This is a genomic window from Bradyrhizobium sp. CER78 (genome assembly GCF_029846235.1).
Lineage (GTDB): Bacteria > Pseudomonadota > Alphaproteobacteria > Rhizobiales > Xanthobacteraceae > Bradyrhizobium.
Map to the genome: position 1 here is coordinate 55,697 of NZ_JARVWP010000003.1, position 19,483 is coordinate 75,179.

A 19,483-nucleotide genomic window follows, 5' to 3' on the forward strand; every position below is an offset into this window, starting at 1 on the left:
GGCGGGACTCACTTCGTCTGAAGCGACCGCCGGAACTGACTTGCGTGTGGAGACGGCGACTACAATGATTGGATTACCGGGGATGCGAGGGGTGAAGGCTATCACCGCGGCTGCGACTGCCGCCCTTCTGTTGGCGGAGCTGGGCCCAGTGCCTGCGCTCGCCGAAACTATCGAGTCCGCGCTGGTGCGGTCCTACCAGAACAATCCCCAGCTGAACGCACAACGTGCACAGGTGCGGTCGATCGACGAAAACGTTCCGCAGGCACTCTCGGGTTACCGTCCGAAGGTCTCGCTGACCGCAACGGCCGGCGGACAATACACCGATGAGCAGTTGACGGCGGGAAGCGCGCCCGTGTCGGGTGTGAGCCGGCAGCGCACCGTTGGCATCACCGCCAGCCAGTCGCTGTTCAATGCGCAGAACGGGCCGAAGGTGCGCCAGGCTGAAAGCCAGGTGTCGTCGGCACGTGAGGGTTTGCGCGTGCTCGAGCAGTCGGTGCTCCTGAGCGCGGCCACGATCTATATGGACTATCTCCGCGACGCGGCGATCGTCGAAGTCCAGCGCAGCAACACGCGCGTGCTGGAACAGACGCTGAAGCAGACCCAGGACCGCTTCAATGTCGGCGAGGTGACCCGCACGGACGTCGCGCAGTCCGAGGCCCAGCTCGCGGCCGGCAGAACCCAGCAGCTCACCGCGGAATCGAATCTGACGACGACGCGATCGAACTACCGCCGCATCATCGGCGTCGAGCCGCAGAATCCCGCGCCGGGCTCGCCGGTCGACCGGTTCCTGCCGTCGTCGCTCTCGGCTGCTGTCGAACTCAGTCTAACCCAGAATCCGAACGTCACCGCCGCGATGTACGGCGTCGACGTCAACTTCCTGCAGACCAAGGTTGCCGAAGGCGCGCTGTTGCCGACGGTTGGGCTGCAGGCGTCGGTCAGCCAGGGCTACGAAACGCAGTTGACCGTGTACCGTCTCTTCAACGCCTCGGTCGGCGTTCAACTGTCGCTGCCGATCTACCAGGGCGGCGCTGAATACTCGCTGATCCGCCAGTCCAAGGAATCGCTGGCGCAGCAGCGCCTGGTGCTGGACCAGACCAGGGATCAGGCGCGTGCCAACGTCGTCACCGCCTGGGGTCAGCTCGTCGCCGGCAAGTCGCAGGTGGCATCGGCGCAGGCGCAGGTGACCGCGTCCGAAATCGCGCTGAACGGCGTGCGCGAAGAGGCCAAGGCCGGCCAGCGCACCACGCTCGACGTGCTCAACGCGCAGCAGGCGCTCGTCAACGCGCGCAATGCGCTGGTCACGGCACAGCACGACCGCGTCGTCGCTTCTTACAACGTGCTGAATTATATCGGCCGCTTGTCGCCGCAGGTCATGGGTCTTTCGACCAACATCTATGATCCTAGCGTGCACTACCAGCAGGTTCGTGACAATTGGGCCGGCGTTCGTACACCTGACGGCCGCTAAACACCTTCACTTCATCATCGCTTGTCGCGCCATGTTTGTGGTTCTGAGTTAATCAGGACCACAAACGGGCGCGTTTGCTTGCAATCGATAATTGGCCTGACATACCGTTTTGTCGGGCAGCAAGGCGATTCGCGGCGAGCCGGCGTAGCGTGATGACAGGTGCGACGCCACCTGTGATCACGCTGCATTGGGCGACACGAGGCTTGCAGGATGGCCTCGGGCGGGCGTGATCTGGGGACAAGTCGGGCGAGAGCAATGAAAATCTCCGCCCGCATCATCGGAACCGGCGAATCCCCTCGGGCTTGATGTAAAATAGTTTCGATGTGGAGTCGGAGATGACGCAACCTGCGAAGGTCCAAGAACCCTCGATGGAGGAGATCCTGGCGTCGATCCGTCGCATCATTGCCGACGACGAAGCGAAGCCGGGTGCGGCCGAGAAGCCGGCGGCTGCTGCGCCACCGCCGCCTCCTAAGGCCGAGCCTGCGCCGCCACCTGCAGCGAAGCCGGCGATGAAGAGCCCGCCGCCTGCAGCGCCTCCGGCTGCAAAGGCCGCGGCGCCCGCGCCGAAATCACCGGCGCCGGCGCCAGCTGCCGCCGCCAGCAACAGCCAGGACGACATCGATTCACTCCTGGCCAGCCTGGACGAGGCGACGCCCGCGGCCGAGATCAGGCCGTCGCCGCAGCCCGAGGCCGACGTGTTCGAGCTCACCGACGACATGGCGCTGCCGGAGCCGGCCCCCGCGCCATCGTTCCGCAAGGTCGAGCCGCAGGACGACGTCGAATTCACGGAGGCCCGCACCCGCGTGCCTGCTCAGGAATCCGTTCGAGAGCCGGTCCGAGAACCGCCGGCGATCGAAACCGCGCCGATGCAGCAGATCATCTCGGGAACCACGATGCGGGCGGTCGAATCCGCCTTCAACTCGCTGGCCAACACCGTGCTGAGCAACAATGCTCGGACGCTGGAGGATCTGGTCAAGGAGATGCTGCGGCCGATGCTGAAGTCCTGGCTGGACGACAATCTGCCGGGCCTGGTCGAGCGGATCGTCAAGGCCGAGATCGAGCGGGTATCTCGCGGTCGATAGCCGGCCCCGCAAGGGCTTGGCAGCCCCCATTCCGTCCCCAAATGCCCAAAACGCCGTTTTGACGCGCCAGTCCGGTTGACTTGGTGCGCTCCGGCGGCTTTCTAACCTTTCCCCATGGTCCACAGCGCATTGTCATGATCGAGAAAAACTACCAGCCCGCCGATATCGAGCACCGCATGGCCCGGATCTGGGAGGAGAGCGGTGCGTTCAAGGCCGGCCGGCCCGAGCGCAAGGACGCCGCGCCCTTCACCATCGTGATCCCGCCGCCGAACGTGACCGGCTCGCTGCACATGGGCCACGCGCTCAACAACACGCTGCAGGACATCCTGTGCCGCTTCGAGCGGATGCGCGGCCGCGACGTGCTGTGGCAGCCTGGCACGGACCATGCCGGCATCGCCACCCAGATGGTGGTCGAGCGCCAGCTGATGGAACGGCAGGAGCCGGGCCGGCGCGATATCGGCCGCGCCAAGTTCCTCGAGCGGGTCTGGCAGTGGAAGGCCGAGAGCGGCGGCACCATCGTCAACCAGCTCAAGCGGCTCGGCGCGTCCTGCGACTGGTCGCGCGAGCGCTTCACCATGGACGAGGGCCCGTCGCGCGCCGTCGTCAAGGTGTTCGTCGAGCTGCATCGCGATGGCCTGATCTACAAGGACAAGCGCCTCGTCAATTGGGACCCGAAGCTGCTCACCGCGATCTCCGATCTCGAGGTGCAGCAGGTCGAGGTCAAAGGCCATCTCTGGTATCTGCGCTATCCGATCGAGGGCCGCAGCTTCAGCCCGGATGATCCGAAGTCGTTCATCGTGGTCGCGACGACGCGTCCCGAGACGATGCTGGGCGACACCGCGGTCGCGGTGCATCCGGACGACGAGCGCTACACCGACCTGGTCGGCCAGCACGTCATCCTGCCGCTGGTCGGGCGCAAGATTCCGATCGTCGCCGACGACTATTCCGATCCGGAGAAGGGCTCGGGCGCCGTCAAGGTGACGCCGGCGCACGACTTCAACGACTTCGAGATCGGCAAGCGCCACGGCCTGCCGCAGATCAGCGTGCTCGATCAGGAGGGCTGTCTCAGCCTCTCCGACAACGAGGACTATCTGCGCGGCCTGCCGATGGGCTCCGACGAGTTCGCCGCCGAGTTCGACAAGATCGAACGCTTCGCCGCGCGCAAGAAGATCGTCGCAAGGCTGGAGGAGTTCGGCTTCCTCGAGCGGATCGAGCCCAATACCCACATGGTGCCGCATGGCGACCGCTCCGGCGTCGTGATCGAGCCGTATTTGACCGACCAATGGTATGTCGACGCCAAGACGCTGGCGCAGCCGGCGATGGCGGCGGTGCGCTCGGGCGAAACCACGTTCGTGCCGAAGAACTGGGAAAAGACCTATTTCGAATGGATGGAGAACATCCAGCCTTGGTGCATCTCGCGCCAGCTCTGGTGGGGCCATCAAATTCCGGCCTGGTACGGCCCGGACGGCAAGGTGTTCGTCGCCGAGACTGAGGAAGAGGCGGTCGGCAACGCGCTCGGCTATTACGTCGAGCAGGAGGTCATCACGCCGGAGCAGGGCCATGACATGGCCACCGACCCCGCCAAGCGCGAGGGCTTCATCACGCGCGATGAGGACGTGCTCGACACTTGGTTCTCGTCGGCGCTGTGGCCGTTCTCGACGCTGGGCTGGCCGGACGACACGCCGGAGGTCGCGCGCTACTACCCGACCAACACGCTGGTCACCGGCTTCGACATCATCTTCTTCTGGGTCGCCCGCATGATGATGATGGGCCTGCATTTCATGAAGCAGGCGCCGTTCTCGACCGTCTACATCCACCGTCTCGTCCGCGACGAGAAGGGTGCCAAGATGTCGAAGTCGAAAGGCAACGTCATCGATCCGCTCGGCGTGATCGACGAATACGGCGCCGACGCGCTGCGCTTCGCGCTGACCCGCGAGGCGGCGCAGGGCCACGACATCCGCCTGTCGCCGCATCTGGTCGAGACCAACCGCAACTTCGCGACCAAGTTCTGGAACGCCTGCCGCTTCGCGGAGATGAACGAGTGCGCCAAGCCGGACGGTTTCGATCCGAAGGCCGCCAAGGAAACACTGAACCGCTGGATCGCGCACGAGACCTCGCGCGTCACCCGCGAGGTGACGGAGACGATCGAGGATCATCGCTTCAACGATGCAGCCGGCGCGATCTACCGTTTCGTCTGGAACGTGTTCTGCGACTGGTATCTCGAGCTCGCCAAGCCGGTGCTGATGGGCGAGGAGGGCGCGGCCAAGGCCGAGACCCGCGCCATGATCGCCTGGGCGCGTGACGAGATCCTCAAGCTGCTGCACCCGTTCATGCCCTTCATCACCGAGGAGCTGTGGGCCGTGACCGCAAAGCGCGACGGCCTGCTGGTGCTGGCCTCCTGGCCGCGCAAGTCGGGCGTCACTGGCGAGCAGCTGGCGGCGATCGCGACCGCAGGGCCAATGGTCGACCCGATCATTCCCCCGGTCATTGCCGCGCTCGACGCGGACGAGTTCAGCGATCCCGCCGCTGAGGCCGAGATCGGCTGGGTGGTCGATCTCGTCACTGCGATGCGGTCGGTGAAGGCGGAGATGAATATCCCGCCGTCGACGCTGACGCCGCTGGTGATCGTGACGACATCTGACGAGACGCGCGATCGCGCACAGCGCTGGAACGACACCATTAAGCGTCTCGCGCGCTTGTCGGAGATCTCGTTCGCGGACGCTGCGCCGGAAGGCGCCATGCAGCTTTTGGTGCGCGGCGAGGTCGTGGCACTTCCGCTGAAGGGCGTGATCGATCTCGCGGCCGAACGGGCGCGGCTGGAGAAGGAGCTCGGCAAGGCCGACGCCGACATCAAGCGGGTCGACGCCAAACTCTCCAACGAGAAGTTCGTCGCCAACGCGCCGGAAGAACTCGTCGAGGAAGAGAAGGAAAAGCGCGCGGCGGCTCAGGAGCGCCGGGCCAAGATCCTCGAGGCGATCGAGCGGCTGAAGAAGGCGTCGTAGCGGACGCCGCGATAGGAGACGTCTTGGCGCTCAGAACCGCTTGCTGAGGAATTTCGATCCTCTCAAGCCGTAGCGCCAGGGGAGCTCGACGGCCTTGGTGATGCCGATCCGGATTCCGGTGACGATGTCGGGTTTCTCCAGCCGAGCATGCAGCGCGATCGGCGGCCGGTCGAGCGGCAATTCGCTGTGCGCGATGGTGATGCCCATCGCCTCGCACAGCTTGCCCGGCCCAGAGCACAATGCGCGCTCGTCCTCCAGCCCGCGCCGCCGGCGCATCGCGGCGAGCCCATGGGTCGGCTCGATCGCACGGATCAGGACGGCGCTGGCCGAGCCCGCTTCCTCGCACACGAAGTTGACGCACCAGTGGATGCCGTAGGAGCGGTAGACATAGGAGAACCCCGGCGGGCCGAACATCACCTGATTGCGCGGGGTCGGGCCATTGAACGAGTGGGCCGCCGGCTCGGTGTGATGGTAGGCCTCGACCTCGGTGATGATGCCGCCGACGCCGCCGACCAGGAAGGTCGCACCGATCAGGTCGGGCGCGACCTCATGGACGCTGCGATCGAAGAATGCGCGTTTCAGGGCCTTGCCGAGGCGCGGCGCGGTCGCACGGGTGAAGCGAGGATTTTGAGCCATTTTGAGGTGGGAATCGGCATGGAACGGACCGCAACACTGCCAATATCTGGGCTGATCTGCTAGGGTCGCAGCGCGGGTTGCGAGCCGCGCCAACACCGATTAGCTATGGTTTCTCGCGACTTGCAGGCACCTATGGTCACCATCGTCGACACCATCTCCACCACTCAGCTCCGCCCCCGTCACCCCGAAAAGGTGAACCGGCCGGATGCCGTGTCGCCGCCGAAGCCGGACTGGATCCGGGTTCGCGCGCCGAACACGCGCGGCTATGCGGATACGCGCCGGATCGTGAAGGAGAACGGCCTCGTCACGGTGTGCGAGGAGGCAGGCTGCCCCAATATCGGTGAGTGCTGGGACAAGAAGCACGCCACCTTCATGATCATGGGCGACACCTGCACGCGCGCCTGCGCGTTCTGCAACGTCAAGACCGGCATGCCTGGCGCGCTTGAGGCGAGCGAGCCGGAATACGTCGCGGAGGCCACCGCCAAGCTCGGGCTCAACCATGTCGTTGTGACCTCGGTCGATCGCGACGATCTAGCCGACGGCGGCGCCGAGCATTTTGCCCAGACGATCCACGCCATCCGCGCGCGCTGCCCGAGCACCACGATCGAGATCTTGACGCCGGACTTCCTGCGCAAGGACGGCGCGCTCGAGCGCGTGGTCGCGGCGAAACCCGACGTCTTCAACCACAATCTGGAAACCGTGCCCTCGCGCTATCTGACGGTCCGTCCGGGCGCGCGCTATTTCCATTCGATCCGGCTGCTGCAGCGGGTCAAGGAGATGGACCCGACCATCTTCACCAAGTCGGGCATCATGGTCGGCCTCGGCGAGGAGCGGCACGAGGTGCTGCAGGTGATGGACGATCTGCGCTCGGCAGAAGTCGATTTCCTGACCATCGGCCAGTATCTGCAGCCGACGCGCAAGCATCACGCCGTGATGCGATACGTGACCCCTGACGAATTCGCGGGCTACGAGCGCGTTGCCTATACCAAGGGTTTTCTGATGGTGTCGGCGAGTCCGCTGACGCGCTCGTCGCATCATGCCGGCGAGGATTTTGCGAAACTGCAGGCGGCACGCACGGCACGTGGCCGCTAGATTTTGATTGAGAGCGGGAAGCCGGCGCCATCATGCGCCGTTGCCGGATCGAGCCCTGATCGAGCCTTGACCGAACCTTGGACGGGACCAATGCAGCGCGTTCTGGTGATGGGATCGTCGGGATCCGGCAAGTCGACCTTTGCGCGGCGGCTGTCCGCCCTGACAGGCATCCCGACCGTGTCGATCGACGCGCTGTTCTGGAAGCCGGGCTGGGTCGAGTCCGACAAGGACGAATTCAACCGCCGCATGACCGCAGCGGCGCGAGAGCCGCGCTGGATCATGGATGGGAACTACACCAAGAGTGGTGCGGGTGAGTTGCGCAAAGAACTCTCCGATACGATCATCTGGTTCGACCTGCCGCGATCGACCTGCATGCTCGGAATCCTCGGCCGCATTGCCGCGAGCTATGGCCAGGTGCGGCCGGAGATGGCGGAAGGCTGCCCGGAGAAGATCGATCTGGAATTCTTCCGCTACGTCTGGACCTATCGCAGGCAACAGCGGCCGAAGCTGATCGAATATTTTTCAGGACTGCGTGCCGATCAATCGCTGGTCTGCTTTACCAACCGAGGGCAGGCCGACGACTATCTGAACAACCTCGCACTCCCGCCAAACCGTGCGAGTATCCACTGATGCCACGATTCTCCAGCAAGCGGCGGGTCCGCCACACCGCACCTCAAATGTTCGATCTGGTCGCCGACGTCGAGCGCTATCCGGAATTCGTGCCGCTGTGCCAGGCGCTCAAGATCCGCCAGCGGACGCCGAAGGACGACGGCACCGAGGTCGTGGTCGCCGACATGACGGTCTCCTTCAAGCTGGTGCGGGAGACCTTCACCAGCAAGGTGACGCTCGACCGGCCCAACCTGAAGATCCTGGTCGAATATCTCCGCGGCCCGTTCAGCAATCTGGAGAACCGCTGGAGCTTCGAGCCGAAGTCGGAGACCGAATGCGATGTCGGCTTCTTCCTGAACTACGAATTCAAGAGCAGGATGCTCGCGATGCTGATGGGCTCGATGTTCGACGCCGCTTTCGGGCGGTTTGCCCACGCGTTCGAGAAGCGCGCCGACCAGGTCTACGGCAAGCCGGCGATCTCGACCTAGCGAAGCCGTCTCGTCTTCCTCCCGAAACGGAAATGCCCGGCACAGGGCCGGGCATGACGTATGACGTGTATGCGCGTTCGCCGCCGTTAAGGGCAGGAACGCCGCACGCCGCCGGAGGCGATGTAGGTGCCGGAAGCCGGGTCGTAGGAGCGGAAGCGCTGCGAGCAATAGGCGTCGTTGTTGGCCTTGGCCTGGCTCGCCGCGATGGCGCCGCCGATGATTGCGCCGGCCGCAAGCCCACCGATGACCGCAGCGCCGTTTCCGCCACCGTGGTGATGGTGGTGGTATCCGCCACGGTAGCCGTATCCACCCCGATGGCCGTAACGCGGGCCGCCGTGCCAGTGGCGATACTGCACGTGCTCGACGGAGGTAGGCTGGTCCTGCAAGCGGGCGGCGGGCGCGAGCGGCGCGGCAAACGAAGGGACAACAGTCGACAGCGTCATGGCGCCGGCGGTGATTGCGGCCACGACCAAAGTTCCCAACTTCATCATTTTCTCCTTGTTGTGGGATTTTGCTGTTCGAAGAACAGTTGAAACAGCAGAGTTGGATCAGGAGAAAACGGCGAGGTGACATCAACGTTCCACCTGAGGTGGGCGGCACTGGGTCGCAGTTGACTCGAAGGTATCGCCGAGGACGTCGCTTGTGCGAACAGACTTGGGTAGGCCTAACCGCGCGGCGGCCGCCGACGTTTCGCGGCGTGGCTCCGCGGCGAACGGGCCACCCTCGGCCGCAAGCGGCTGGCGGTCTCACGGCGCGGCTTGGCGGCCTGTGGCGGGCGCGCGAGTTCCATCAACATGCGCAGCGCTTCGACCACCGAACGTTGCCGCACCGTGCTGCGGCCGATCGCGCCGAAGCGCTGCTCGCGATGCAGGATGCGGCCGTCGCGCGCGGCAACGGCAAAATGCACGAGGCCCACCGGCTTGCCCGGGGTCGCACCGCCAGGGCCCGCGATCCCGGTGATCGAGACCGCAAGGTCGACACCGGCCTTTTCCAGCGCGCCGATCGCCATCGCGGTCGCGGTTTCTTTGCTCACGGCGCCGAACGTCTCCAGCGTTGCCGCCTTGACGCCGAGCATCACCCGCTTGGCCTCGTTCGAATAGGTGACGAAGCCGCGATCGATCACGTCGGACGAGCCGGGGATGTCGGTGAGCGCACCTGCGACCAGACCACCGGTGCAGGATTCGGCGGTCGCGATGGTCAGCTTGCGCATCCGGCACAGGTCGAGCAGCGAGCGGGAGAGGGCACGAGCGTCGCTGCCGCCCATGTCAGGCACTCCAGCTCTTGTCGTCCCAAGGAAGACGGATCGTCGCGCTCGCGGTTGCTGCGATGCCTTCCTCGCGGCCGGTGAAGCCGAGCCGCTCGCTGGTGGTCGCCTTGACCGCGACGCGCGAGATGTGGACGCCGGAGATCTCCGCGATCTTCGCGCGCATGGTGTCGCGCAGCGGACCGATCTTCGGCCGCTCGCAGATCATCGTCACCTCGAGATTGGCGATCCGTCCGCCGCGCGCGGTGACGCGCTCGACGGCATATTTGAGGAACTGGTCGGAGGAGGCGCCCTTCCACTTGGCATCGCTCGGCGGGAAATGCGAGCCGATGTCACCGTCGGCCAGCGCTCCGAGGATGGCGTCGACCAGCGCATGCAGCCCGACATCGCCGTCGGAATGGGCCAAAAATCCCTTGGTGTGCGGCACGCGCACGCCGCAGATCATGACATGGTCGCCGTCACCAAAGGCATGCACGTCGTAGCCGGTGCCGGTCCTGATGTCGCCGAGCTGGCTTGCGAGCCGCGCTTCCTCGCGCACGAAGTCTTCGGGTGTGGTGAGTTTCATGTTGGCAGCATCGCCTTCAAACGTCGCAACGGTCAATCCCGCCCATTCAGCAAGCGCGGCATCGTCGGTGAAATCGCTGCGGCCCTCGCGCGCAGCGCGACGATGCGCCTCCAATATTACGTCGAAACGAAACGCCTGTGGCGTCTGCGCGATCCGCAGGCGCGCGCGCTCCGGCGTCGCCTCGACGTCGCCGGTATCGCCGGTGAGCTTGATCGTATCGGTGACGGGAATCACGGGGATCGCTGCGCCGGTCCGTCCGGCCGCCGCGATCGCGCGTGAGATGACGGCTGCGGTGACGAAGGGGCGTGCGGCATCGTGGATCAGCACGATGTCCGGCTTCTCGCCGGCAAGCGCCTCGAGCCCGGCATGGACCGAGGCCTGCCGGGTTGCGCCGCCCGGCGTTGGCGGCTGATGGCGCAGGCCTGCGACTGCTTCGTCGAACAGCGCGGCATCGTCAGGATTGACCACCGGCTGCACCGCAAAGACATCCGGATGTCCGGAGAACGCCTCCATGGCGCGATAGATCACCGTCTGTCCGCCGATCGTTCGGTATTGCTTCGGACCGCCTGCGCCGGCGCGCAGTCCACGGCCGGCTGCGACAAGGATGGCTGCGGTACGCTCAGACTTCGGCATTTTGAACCAGTGACAGACGAATCGGGGATGAGGGGGATGGCGGGGATCGCCCGCCGCGCACAGCCCTTAGCATGACCGCTGCGCAAAAACAGAGCGTTTGCCGCTGACTGTGGGAAAAGCAGATTTTGTTGCAGTGCACTTGCGTCGGTGATAGAAATGTCTAAACCGTAGGCATGAACCTTGACTGCACAAGAATTGTGCGCAGAATAGACGATGTCAGCTGCAATGGCGTGGCTGCAAAACGACGAGACGGCTGTGACCGGCGTGCAAAGTACTTCTCGTAACCCATTGAAGATAGGCGATATTGCTGTCGCCAACCGGGTTCTCCTCGCGCCCATGTCCGGCATCACCGACGCGCCCTTCCGGCGACTCGCTGCCACTTTGGGCGCCGGCCTGGTGGTCTCCGAGATGACTGCCAGCGACGATCTGGTGAACGGCAAGCCGATGTCGAAGCTGCGTTGTGAGGCAGCCGGGATCGGGCCGCATGTGGTCCAGCTTGCCGGCTGCGAGACGCACTGGATGGCGGAGGGCGCGCGGATCGCCGAGGGCGCCGGCGCCGACATCATCGATATCAACATGGGCTGCCCGGCACGGCACGTCACCGGCGGCCAGTCCGGCTCGGCGCTTATGCGCGACCTCGACCATGCGGTCGCGCTGATCGATGCGACTATCGCCGCGGTCAAGGTTCCGGTGACGCTGAAGATGCGGCTCGGCTGGGACGATCGCTCGCTCAATTCGCCGGAACTGGCGCGCCGCGCCGAGGCATCAGGCGTCCAGATGATCACCGTGCATGGCCGCACCCGCTGCCAGTTCTACAAGGGCGAGGCGAACTGGAACGCGGTACGTCCGGTCAAGGATGCCGTCTCGATCCCGGTCGTGGTCAATGGCGACATTACGTCATTCGACAAGGCCGTCGGCGCGCTTGAGAAGTCGGGCGCCGACGCCGTCATGATCGGGCGCGGCGCCCAGGGGCAGCCCTGGCTGCCCGGCCAGATCGGCCGCCGGCTCGAGACTGGGGTCGCCGAGGCCGCGCCGTCGCTCGCCGAGCAGCTCAAGCATGTTCGCGCGCTCTATGACGAGGTGTGCAGCCACTATGGCCTGCGCATTGGGCTCAAGCATGCGCGCAAGCATCTCGGCTGGGCGCTGGAGACCGCCGCGGCCTACAGCTGCGCGCCGGTGGCAACCTTGAAGACCTGGCGGCAGGCGATCCTGACCTCGGAGGAGCCGTCCAGCGTGCATCGCGCGCTCGAGGACGCTTACGACGATTTTGCCTGGAGTGCTGCCGCATGACGTCAGCCATGGAATTCCGCCGGCCCGTGCCGACCGACGGTGAGGCCATCCTCAACGCGCTGCCCAATCCGGTGCTGCTGGTCGCACCCGACGGCCGGATCGTCGATGCCAACATCGCCGCCGAATCCTTCTTCGAGATCTCGACCCAGTTCCTGCGCCGGCAGTCGCTGAAGGAGCTGGTGCCGTTCGGCAGCCCGCTGCTGGCGCTGATCGAGCAGGTGCGCGCGAGCGGCTCGCCGGTCAACGAATACAAGGTTGATCTCGGCACGCCGCGGATCGGCGGCGATCGCCAGGTCGATCTGCACGTCGCGCCGCTGACCGAGCGGCCCGGCCACATCGTGGTGATGCTGCAGGAGCGCACCATCGCCGACAAGATGGACCGCCAGCTCACCCATCGCAGCGCGGCGCGCTCGGTGATCGCGCTGGCCGCAATGCTCGCCCATGAGATCAAGAACCCGCTGTCGGGCATCCGAGGTGCCGCGCAGCTGCTGGAGCAGCAGGCGTCCTCCGAGGACCGGCTGCTGACGCGGCTGATCTGCGACGAGGCGGACCGCATCGTGACGCTGGTCGACCGCATGGAGGTGTTCGGCGACGACCGCCCGGTGGCGCGCGGTCCGGTCAACATCCATTCCGTGCTCGACCACGTGAAGCGGCTCGCGCAATCCGGCTTCGCCCGCAACGTCCGCTTCATCGAGGACTACGATCCGTCGCTGCCGCCGGTGCTCGCCAACCAGGACCAGCTGATCCAGGTGTTCCTCAACCTCGTGAAGAACGCGGCCGAAGCGGTCGCCGATCTCGGCACCGATGCGGAGATCCACCTCACCACGGCGTTCCGGCCGGGCGTGCGGCTGTCGGTGCCCGGCAAGAAATCGCGGGTCTCGCTGCCGCTGGAATTCTGCGTCAAGGACAACGGCTCGGGCGTGCCGGAAGACCTGCTGCCGAACCTGTTCGATCCCTTCGTCACCACCAAGCAGACCGGAAGCGGGCTCGGCCTCGCCCTGGTCGCCAAGATCGTCGGCGATCACGGCGGCATCATCGAATGCGAGTCGCAGCCGCGCAAAACCACTTTCCGCGTGCTGATGCCGATGTACAGCGCCGCCAAGCAACACGACCATAGCAACCGCGATGACGTTCCGGGTACGTCCTCGCCTGCCTCTCAGGATGCACGATGAGGAACACCAATGCCTGCAGGTAGCATACTTGTCGCTGACGACGACACAGCCATCCGGACCGTCCTGAACCAGGCGCTCTCCCGCGCCGGCTACGAGGTGCGCTTGACCGGCAACGCCGCCACGCTGTGGCGCTGGGTCAGCCAGGGCGAGGGCGATCTCGTCATCACCGACGTGGTGATGCCGGACGAGAACGCGTTCGATCTGTTGCCGCGGATCAAGAAGATGCGGCCGAACCTGCCGGTCATCGTGATGAGCGCGCAGAACACGTTCATGACCGCGATTCGCGCCTCCGAGCGCGGCGCCTACGAATATCTGCCGAAGCCGTTCGACCTGAAGGAGCTGATCACCATCGTCGGCCGCGCGCTGGCCGAGCCGAAGGAGCGGGTCTCCAGTCCCGCCGACGACGGCGAGTTCGACTCGATCCCGCTGGTCGGCCGCTCGCCGGCGATGCAGGAAATCTACCGCGTGCTAGCGCGGCTGATGCAGACCGATCTCACCGTGATGATCTCCGGCGAGTCCGGCACCGGCAAGGAGCTCGTCGCCCGAGCGCTGCACGACTACGGCCGGCGCCGCAACGGCCCGTTCGTCGCGGTCAACATGGCGGCGATCCCGCGCGACTTGATCGAGTCGGAATTGTTCGGCCATGAGCGCGGCGCGTTCACCGGCGCCAACACCCGGGCCTCCGGCCGCTTCGAGCAGGCCGAGGGCGGCACGCTGTTCCTCGACGAAATCGGCGACATGCCGATGGAGGCGCAGACCCGTCTGCTCCGTGTGCTGCAGCAGGGCGAATACACCACCGTCGGCGGCCGCACCCCGATCAAGACCGACGTGCGCATCGTCGCGGCCTCCAACAAGGACCTGCGCATCCTGATCCAGCAGGGCCTGTTCCGCGAGGATCTGTTCTTCCGCCTCAACGTGGTGCCGCTGCGGCTGCCGCCGCTGCGCGAGCGCATCGAGGATCTGCCCGACCTGATCCGGCACTTCTTCTCGCTCGCCGAGAAAGACGGGCTGCCGCCGAAGAAGCTCGACGCCCAGGCGCTGGAGCGGCTCAAGCAGCACCGCTGGCCGGGCAACGTCCGCGAGCTGGAGAACCTCGCTCGGCGGCTCGCAGCGCTCTATCCGCAGGACGTCATCACGTCCTCGGTCATTGATGGCGAACTGGCGCCGCCCGCGGTCACCTCGGGCAGCACCGCGACCGTCGGCGTCGACAATCTCGGCGGCGCGGTCGAGGCCTATCTGTCCTCGCACTTCTCCGGCTTCCCGAACGGCGTGCCGCCGCCGGGCCTCTACCACCGCATCCTCAAGGAGATCGAGATCCCCTTGTTGACCGCCGCGCTGGCGGCGACCCGCGGCAACCAGATCCGGGCCGCCGATCTGCTCGGACTGAACCGCAATACGCTGCGCAAGAAGATCCGCGACCTCGATATCCAGGTCTACCGGAGCGGCGGGTAGGGCGTTTTCGAGCAAGGCGCACGCCGGTTCGTGTGAAGAAAAACGCGACGGAACAAAGGGCTCGAGCTTCGGTTCTGTCTTGATCAGACGCGAAGCTCCGGCGAATCCGGACGGCGCGGTTACCGTTATTGAGTAGTCACAAATGGTTTTGAGGACACGGCGCCGCACCGCGGTTTGCGCCGCGGAAATGTCGCAATTCGGCAACATTGTGATATGATTGCATCAGTTCGCAATTCCCGCGGGCGATCGCACTCAGCTCAATTGCCGGTATGACCAGCGCAGAGACAACCGCTTCAACGATCCACGCGCCGCCGGCCGAGCCCCATGCAGAGGCGCGGGGCTTTCCGCTGCGCCGCTGGCTGGCGCCGTTCGCCGTAGCCATCGCACTGCTGTCCGCCTTCCTGACCTTCGTGGTACTGACCGGCCTGACCCCGATCGAGCCGACGCCCGAGGTGGTCCGCTCCTTCCTGATGATCAATGCCGGCTCGATCCTGCTCTTGGTCGGCATCATCGTCCGCGAAGTCTGGCAGATGGTGCAGGCAAGGCGCCGCGGCCGGGCGGCGGCACGGCTGCATGTGCAGATCGTCGGCCTGTTCTCTGTCATCGCCGTGCTGCCCGCCGTGCTGGTGTCGATCGTCGCCAATGTCACCATCGAGCGCGGCCTCGACCGGCTGTTCTCGGGCCCCACCAAGCAGGTGATCCAGAACTCGCTGACCATCGCCAGCGCCTACATGCAAGAGCATGCGCAGCTCATCAACGGCGACACGCTGGCGATGGCCAACGACCTCGCCCATGCCCGGCCGCTCTATGACCAGGATCGCATGTCGTTCCTGCAGCTCCTGACCGCCGGCGCCGCGGCGCGCAATCTGCCGGTCGCGGTGCTGATGGACAAGGACGGCCACATCGTCGCGAGCGCAGAGACCGGCAGCCGCCTGAACTACGAACCGCCGCCGCCGGACATCCTCAAGGACGTCAACGAAACCGAGCCGAAGATCTCGGTCTTCCCGGAAAACTACGTCGCCTCCGTGGTCCGCCTGCGGGCCTATGACGACATGTTCCTGTACGTGGCGCGGCTGCTCGATCCGGCTGTTGTCGCCCAACTCAAGCAGACCCAGACCAGCGCCGCCGAATATGCCCAGGTCGAGACTCAGAGGCTCGGTGTCCAGGTGGCGTTCGCGCTGATGTTCGCGGTGATCGCTCTGACCATCCTGATGGCCTCGGTGCTGATCGGCCTCAACTTCGCCAACGGGCTGGTGTCGCCGATCCGCCACCTGATGGGCGCGGCGAGCGAGGTCTCGACCGGCAATCTCAATGTCCAGGTGCCGGTCAACAAGTCGGAGAGCGACCTCGCGCTGCTCGGCGAGATATTCAACAAGATGACCCGGGAGCTGCGCACCCAGCGCAACGAGCTGGTCGATGCCAGCGAGACCATCGACAGCCGCCGCCGCTTCATCGAAGCAGTACTGTCGTCGGCCAGCGCCGGCATCATCGGGGTCGACGCGTCGGGCACGGTCGGCGTCCTCAACCGCTCGGCGGAAAAGCTGATCGGGCACGCCGAGTCGGAGACATTAGGCCATCCGCTCTCGGACGTGCTGCCCGAGCTCGACGAGATGATGAAGACCGCGCGCGAGGGGACGCAGCGCCTGGTGCAGGGGCAGGTCACGATCCTGCGCGACGGCCATGAGCGCAATCTGTCGGTCCGCGTCTCGGCCGAGCAGACCAGCCAGTCCCGCGACAGCTACATCATCACGCTCGACGACATCACCGAATTGGTCTCCGCGCAGCGCACCTCGGCGTGGGGCGACGTCGCCCGCCGCATCGCGCACGAGATCAAGAACCCGCTGACCCCGATCCAGCTCTCGGCTGAGCGCATCCGCCGCAAGTTCGGCAAGACCATCACCGAGGAAAAGGACAAGTCGATCTTCGAGCAGTGCACCGACACCATCGTGCGCCAGGTCGATGACATCAGGCGCATGGTCGACGAGTTCTCGCGCTTTGCGCGGATGCCGAAGCCCGTGATGGAAGGCGAGGACGTCGCCGACGTGGTGCGCCAGGCGGTGTTCCTGATGAAGGTCGCGCATCCCGATCTCGCCATCGAGGCCGACATCAAGCAGTCGCCGCTGCCGGCGCAGTTCGACCGCCGGCTGATCTCGCAGGCGCTGACCAACATCATCAAGAATGCGACCGAGGCGATCGAGCAGGTGCCGCCCGAGGAACTCGGCAAGGGACGCATCGACGTCGTGGCCCAGCGCGAGGGTGACGACATCCTGATCGACGTCGTCGACAACGGTATCGGCCTGCCCAAGGTCGCACGCGCGCGGCTGCTCGAGCCCTATGTCACGACGCGGGCGAAGGGCACCGGCCTTGGACTTGCGATCGTCGGTCGCGTTCTGGAGGACCATGGCGGCCGCATCGAGCTCAAGGACGCATCCGATTTCCGCGAGGGCCAGCGCGGCGCCTGGATGCGGCTGCGCTTTTCCGTCACCGGCCAGCCGGCCAAGCCGGAGAGCAAGGACCAAAAGCCGGACGCGAAACCGGCATCAAACGACCCCGACAGTGAAAAAAATCCGCCGGAAGAGCCGACCAACGGCCCGGCACAGGCGACCAACAATGAACCAAAAATCCAAGAAGCAAATAGCCAAGAGCCAAATGCGCAAGAGCCAAGAAGCCAAGAGCCAAAAATCAAAGCCGCGACGGGCGACTGACAAGGCAGGTGTAACCCATGGCAAGTGACATTCTGATTGTCGACGACGAAGCTGACATTCGTGACCTCGTCGCGGGTATCCTGGACGATGAGGGCTTCTCCACGCGCACCGCGCGCGACAGCGATTCGGCGCTGGCCGAAATCGCGAACCGCCGCCCGAACCTGATCTTCCTCGACATCTGGCTGCAGGGCTCCAAGCTCGACGGCCTGCAACTGCTCGAGCAGATCAAGAAGGACAATGCCGATCTGCCGGTCGTCATGATCTCCGGCCACGGCAACATCGAGACCGCGGTCGCCGCGATCAAGCGCGGCGCCTATGACTTCATCGAGAAGCCGTTCAAGTCGGACCGGCTGATCCTGGTCGCAACCCGCGCGCTGGAGACCTCGCGGCTGAAGCGCGAGGTGAAGGAGCTCAAGCAGCTGGCGCCTGCGGCGAGCGTGCTGACCGGCCGCTCGGCCTGCATGAACCAGCTGCGTCAGACCATCGACCGCGCCGCCAAGGCCAACAGCCGTATCCTGATCGTAGGTCCCTCCGGCGCCGGCAAGGAGCTCGCTGCACGCACGCTGCACCATGCGTCGGGTCGCGCCGAAGGGCCGTTCGTGGTGATCAATGCGGCCGCAATCACGCCGGAGCGCATGGAGATCGAGCTGTTCGGCATCGAGGGATCGAACGGCGAGCAGCAGCGCAAGGCCGGCGCGCTCGAGGAAGCGCATGGCGGTACGCTGTTCATCGACGAGATCGCGGACATGCCGCGCGAGACCCAGAACAAGATCCTACGCGTGCTGGTCGATCAGACCTTCCAGCGCCAGGGCGGCACCAGCAAGGTGCATGTCGACGTCCGCATCATCTCCTCGACCGCACGCAATCTCGAGGAGGAGATCGCCGGCGGGCGTTTCCGCGAAGACCTCTATCATCGCCTCTCGGTGGTGCCGATCCGGGTGCCGCCGCTGTCGGAGCGCCGCGAGGACATTCCCGAGCTGATCGACTATTTCATGGACCAGATCTCGGCGGCCACCGGCCTGCCGAAGCGGCAAATCGGGCAAGACGCGATGGCCGTGCTGCAGTCCCATGTCTGGCCCGGCAACGTCCGCCAGCTCCGCAACAACGTCGAACGCGTGATGATCCTGGCAGGCGGCGGCCCGGAAGCGATCATCACTGCCGACATGCTGCCGCAGGACGTCGGCTCGATGGTGCCGGCGATGCCGACCTCCAACAATGGCGAACACATCATGGGCCTGCCGCTGCGCGAGGCCCGCGAGGTGTTCGAGCGCGACTATCTGATCGCCCAGATCAGCCGCTTCTCCGGCAATATCTCGCGCACCGCGGAGTTCGTCGGCATGGAGCGCTCGGCGCTGCATCGCAAGCTGAAGGCGCTCGGGGTCGGCTGACCCCGCGCCCCGGGCCGGCAACCGCAGGCGACTAGGAGTGCAGGCGACTTGGCGTTAAGCCTCGGCGATCACCCGCCGGGGCGGGGGGACCAGCTCGGGGCCGGGTGGGCCGGTAAGCAAGGCGAGGGTGGTACCGGCACAACCGGGGATTTATCCACTCTCCACGAGAATATTCGTCTCTTTCTTCGCCCTTTCTTAGAATTGCCACCGTGTTCCTACCGACTGCACCGCGAACCGGCTTGCCTAAAAACCGCGCGTGGCCTCTAATCCTACCGCTACGCCTGCCAGAGGGGGATCTCAGGGCAGGTGGGCAGCCGGAGGAGGCTCCGTGAGAGAGCCGCAACCGGTTCAATAAAAAGAAGCACAAGCTTGCGGGACAAAAACAATGGCGGCAGACCGCGCACAAAATCTACAAGACACCTTCCTTAATCACGTTCGTAAAACCAAGACGCCACTGACGATATTTCTGGTCAACGGAGTAAAGCTGCAGGGCATTGTCACATGGTTCGACAATTTCTGTTTGCTGCTGCGGCGCGACGGTCACTCGCAGCTTGTCTACAAGCATGCGATCTCGACCATCATGCCCGGAGCCCCGATTCAGCTGTTCGAAGGTGGTGAGGACGCACCGGCTTGAGAGTGA

At 65.3% G+C, this 19,483-nt stretch carries 16 protein-coding genes; 12 read left to right on the forward strand and 4 right to left on the reverse strand.

Translation table 11 applies throughout. From position 1 onward, the window contains the following. Positions 1-82: 82 nt before the first annotated feature. The 3 genes from QDT69_RS06165 to QDT69_RS06175 all read left to right on the forward strand — a co-directional run bounded on the left by QDT69_RS06165 (position 83) and on the right by QDT69_RS06175 (position 5,549). Complete coding sequence (locus QDT69_RS06165; protein ID WP_279705745.1) at positions 83-1,465, forward strand: TolC family outer membrane protein; 1,383 nt, start codon at positions 83-85, stop codon at positions 1,463-1,465. A 335-nt stretch (positions 1,466-1,800) separates the two neighbouring features. Beyond that, positions 1,801-2,547, forward strand: coding sequence for a DUF2497 domain-containing protein (locus tag QDT69_RS06170; RefSeq protein ID WP_279705747.1), 747 nt, complete (start codon positions 1,801-1,803; stop codon positions 2,545-2,547). Between the two features lie 134 nt (positions 2,548-2,681). Then, complete coding sequence (locus tag QDT69_RS06175; protein WP_279705748.1) at positions 2,682-5,549, forward strand: valine--tRNA ligase; 2,868 nt, start codon at positions 2,682-2,684, stop codon at positions 5,547-5,549. A 30-nt stretch (positions 5,550-5,579) separates the two neighbouring features. Here QDT69_RS06175 and QDT69_RS06180 read toward each other — a convergent pair whose 3' ends face one another. After that, positions 5,580-6,185 (reverse strand): DNA-3-methyladenine glycosylase, encoded by a 606-nt coding sequence (locus tag QDT69_RS06180; RefSeq protein ID WP_279705749.1) that lies wholly within the window; start codon positions 6,183-6,185, stop codon positions 5,580-5,582. A 132-nt stretch (positions 6,186-6,317) separates the two neighbouring features. Here QDT69_RS06180 and lipA point away from each other — a divergent pair, with 132 nt between their 5' ends. From lipA to QDT69_RS06195, 3 genes are all read left to right on the forward strand, one after another. Then, the gene (lipA, locus tag QDT69_RS06185; protein ID WP_279705750.1) at positions 6,318-7,277 is read left to right on the forward strand and encodes a lipoyl synthase; all 960 of its coding nucleotides are present in this window, start codon (positions 6,318-6,320) and stop codon (positions 7,275-7,277) included. Positions 7,278-7,367: 90 nt separating this feature from the next. Further along, positions 7,368-7,907, forward strand: coding sequence for a DNA topology modulation protein (locus QDT69_RS06190; protein ID WP_279705751.1), 540 nt, complete (start codon positions 7,368-7,370; stop codon positions 7,905-7,907). Further along, positions 7,907-8,374 carry a type II toxin-antitoxin system RatA family toxin gene (locus tag QDT69_RS06195; RefSeq protein ID WP_279705752.1) on the forward strand — a complete coding sequence of 156 codons (468 nt, stop codon included), beginning with the start codon at positions 7,907-7,909 and terminating at the stop codon, positions 8,372-8,374. The genes QDT69_RS06190 and QDT69_RS06195 overlap by 1 nt, the downstream gene beginning before the upstream one ends. An 86-nt stretch (positions 8,375-8,460) precedes the next feature. Here the strand turns inward: QDT69_RS06195 and QDT69_RS06200 are convergent, their stop codons facing one another. The 3 genes from QDT69_RS06200 to QDT69_RS06210 all read right to left on the reverse strand — a co-directional run bounded on the left by QDT69_RS06200 (position 8,461) and on the right by QDT69_RS06210 (position 10,836). Continuing rightward, positions 8,461-8,865: a BA14K family protein gene (locus tag QDT69_RS06200; protein ID WP_279705753.1), complete on the reverse strand. Its 405-nt coding sequence runs from the start codon at positions 8,863-8,865 to the stop codon at positions 8,461-8,463. 173 nt (positions 8,866-9,038) lie between these two features. Then, positions 9,039-9,638 carry a CinA family protein gene (locus QDT69_RS06205; RefSeq protein WP_029084148.1) on the reverse strand — a complete coding sequence of 200 codons (600 nt, stop codon included), beginning with the start codon at positions 9,636-9,638 and terminating at the stop codon, positions 9,039-9,041. A gap of 1 nt (position 9,639) precedes the next feature. Then, complete coding sequence (locus QDT69_RS06210; protein WP_279705754.1) at positions 9,640-10,836, reverse strand: bifunctional 2-C-methyl-D-erythritol 4-phosphate cytidylyltransferase/2-C-methyl-D-erythritol 2,4-cyclodiphosphate synthase; 1,197 nt, start codon at positions 10,834-10,836, stop codon at positions 9,640-9,642. A gap of 288 nt (positions 10,837-11,124) precedes the next feature. On the opposite strand from QDT69_RS06210, the gene dusB reads away from it, so the two are divergent. The 6 genes from dusB (at position 11,125) to hfq (ending at position 19,477) form a co-directional block, all read left to right on the forward strand. Continuing rightward, positions 11,125-12,126, forward strand: coding sequence for a tRNA dihydrouridine synthase DusB (dusB, locus tag QDT69_RS06215; protein ID WP_279706177.1), 1,002 nt, complete (start codon positions 11,125-11,127; stop codon positions 12,124-12,126). After that, positions 12,123-13,298: a nitrogen regulation protein NR(II) gene (locus QDT69_RS06220; protein ID WP_163151507.1), complete on the forward strand. Its 1,176-nt coding sequence runs from the start codon at positions 12,123-12,125 to the stop codon at positions 13,296-13,298. Before dusB ends, QDT69_RS06220 begins: the two co-directional genes overlap by 4 nt. A 9-nt stretch (positions 13,299-13,307) precedes the next feature. After that, positions 13,308-14,750 carry a nitrogen regulation protein NR(I) gene (gene ntrC / locus QDT69_RS06225; RefSeq protein ID WP_050419700.1) on the forward strand — a complete coding sequence of 481 codons (1,443 nt, stop codon included), beginning with the start codon at positions 13,308-13,310 and terminating at the stop codon, positions 14,748-14,750. A 269-nt stretch (positions 14,751-15,019) separates the two neighbouring features. Beyond that, positions 15,020-17,455, forward strand: coding sequence for a PAS domain-containing sensor histidine kinase (locus QDT69_RS06230; RefSeq protein WP_279705755.1), 2,436 nt, complete (start codon positions 15,020-15,022; stop codon positions 17,453-17,455). Positions 17,456-17,472: 17 nt separating this feature from the next. Continuing rightward, positions 17,473-18,843 carry a sigma-54 dependent transcriptional regulator gene (locus tag QDT69_RS06235; protein WP_050419702.1) on the forward strand — a complete coding sequence of 457 codons (1,371 nt, stop codon included), beginning with the start codon at positions 17,473-17,475 and terminating at the stop codon, positions 18,841-18,843. 385 nt (positions 18,844-19,228) lie between these two features. Further along, a complete protein-coding gene (gene hfq, locus QDT69_RS06240; RefSeq protein WP_006020546.1) occupies positions 19,229-19,477 on the forward strand; it encodes an RNA chaperone Hfq in 249 nt (82 codons plus the stop codon). The last annotated feature ends 6 nt before the right edge of the window (positions 19,478-19,483 follow it).

Excerpts from the sequence above, each read along its gene's own strand:
- QDT69_RS06165 (WP_279705745.1), top strand. The coding sequence starts at position 83 with ATGCGAGGGGTGAAGGCTATCACCGCGGCTGCGACTGCCGCCCTTCTG.
- QDT69_RS06170 (WP_279705747.1), top strand. The coding sequence starts at position 1,801 with ATGACGCAACCTGCGAAGGTCCAAGAACCCTCGATGGAGGAGATCCTG.
- QDT69_RS06175 (WP_279705748.1), top strand. The coding sequence starts at position 2,682 with ATGATCGAGAAAAACTACCAGCCCGCCGATATCGAGCACCGCATGGCC.
- QDT69_RS06180 (WP_279705749.1), bottom strand. The coding sequence starts at position 6,185 with ATGGCTCAAAATCCTCGCTTCACCCGTGCGACCGCGCCGCGCCTCGGC.
- lipA (WP_279705750.1), top strand. The coding sequence starts at position 6,318 with ATGGTCACCATCGTCGACACCATCTCCACCACTCAGCTCCGCCCCCGT.
- QDT69_RS06190 (WP_279705751.1), top strand. The coding sequence starts at position 7,368 with ATGCAGCGCGTTCTGGTGATGGGATCGTCGGGATCCGGCAAGTCGACC.
- QDT69_RS06195 (WP_279705752.1), top strand. The coding sequence starts at position 7,907 with ATGCCACGATTCTCCAGCAAGCGGCGGGTCCGCCACACCGCACCTCAA.
- QDT69_RS06200 (WP_279705753.1), bottom strand. The coding sequence starts at position 8,865 with ATGATGAAGTTGGGAACTTTGGTCGTGGCCGCAATCACCGCCGGCGCC.
- QDT69_RS06205 (WP_029084148.1), bottom strand. The coding sequence starts at position 9,638 with ATGGGCGGCAGCGACGCTCGTGCCCTCTCCCGCTCGCTGCTCGACCTG.
- QDT69_RS06210 (WP_279705754.1), bottom strand. The coding sequence starts at position 10,836 with ATGCCGAAGTCTGAGCGTACCGCAGCCATCCTTGTCGCAGCCGGCCGT.
- QDT69_RS06220 (WP_163151507.1), top strand. The coding sequence starts at position 12,123 with ATGACGTCAGCCATGGAATTCCGCCGGCCCGTGCCGACCGACGGTGAG.
- ntrC (WP_050419700.1), top strand. The coding sequence starts at position 13,308 with ATGCCTGCAGGTAGCATACTTGTCGCTGACGACGACACAGCCATCCGG.
- QDT69_RS06230 (WP_279705755.1), top strand. The coding sequence starts at position 15,020 with ATGACCAGCGCAGAGACAACCGCTTCAACGATCCACGCGCCGCCGGCC.
- QDT69_RS06235 (WP_050419702.1), top strand. The coding sequence starts at position 17,473 with ATGGCAAGTGACATTCTGATTGTCGACGACGAAGCTGACATTCGTGAC.
- hfq (WP_006020546.1), top strand. The coding sequence starts at position 19,229 with ATGGCGGCAGACCGCGCACAAAATCTACAAGACACCTTCCTTAATCAC.